The organism is Streptomyces rubellomurinus, from assembly GCF_000961885.1.
GTDB lineage: Bacteria > Actinomycetota > Actinomycetes > Streptomycetales > Streptomycetaceae > Kitasatospora > Kitasatospora rubellomurina.
Map to the genome: position 1 here is coordinate 1 of NZ_JZKH01000267.1, position 914 is coordinate 914.

At 69.0% G+C, this 914-nt stretch carries 1 pseudogene; it reads left to right on the top strand.

Going from position 1 to position 914, the window contains the following annotated elements:
• A pseudogene (locus VM95_RS37720) lies at positions 1-914 on the top strand (polymorphic toxin-type HINT domain-containing protein); the annotation flags it as partial.

Below are 914 nucleotides of genomic sequence, written 5' to 3' on the forward strand. Positions count from 1 at the left end.
CGACGACGGCACGAAGGTCGAGCAGTTGACCGGGGCGCCGAAGGGCGCGGGCGACGTCGACTACAACGGCCGCGAGTACTGGCGGATCACCACGCCGGACGGCATCCAGTTCTACTTCGGCCTCAACCACCTGCCGGGCGGCGACGGCTCGGACCCGGCGGCGAACTCCGTGCTCACGGTGCCGGTGTACTCGCCCAAGAGCGGCGACCCGTGCTACAACTCCGCTCAGGGCAACGGCTCCTGGTGCCAGATGGCCTGGCGCTGGCAGCTCGACTACATCGTCGACCCGCACGGCAACCTCACCACGTACAGGTACGCGACCGAGGGCAACAAGTACCAGCGCGGCCGGATCCAGGGCGGCAGCAACGGCACCCTCACCGACTACCAGCGGGCCGGGTACGTCCAGGAGATCGACTACGGCCACCGCCTGGACGAGCAGCTGGCCGCCAAGGGCGCCGCGACTCCGGCGGCCCAGGTGCTCTTCACCACCGCCGAACGCTGCCTGCCCAGCGGGGCGATCACCTGCTCGGAGGACCAGCGCACCACCGCCAACGCCACCTCCTGGCCGGACACCCCGATCGACCAGATCTGCACCGACAGCAGCTGCACCAACGGCTCGCCGACCTTCTTCACCACCAAGCGCCTGACCTCGATCAGCACCCGGATCCAGGTCGACAACGGGCCGCGCACGGTCGACACGTACAATCTGACGCAGGAGCTGGCCGATCCCGGTGACGGGACGAAGCACCTGCTGCAGCTCGACTCCGTCCAGCGGGTGCCCAGCAACGGCCAGGCGGAGCTGAAGGACCTGCCGCCGGTGCAGTTCCAGTACAAGATGCGGGCCAACCGGATCGACGGACTCGTCCCGGCCTCACCCCAGTTCATGCGCCCGCGCATCCAGGGCATCACCACCG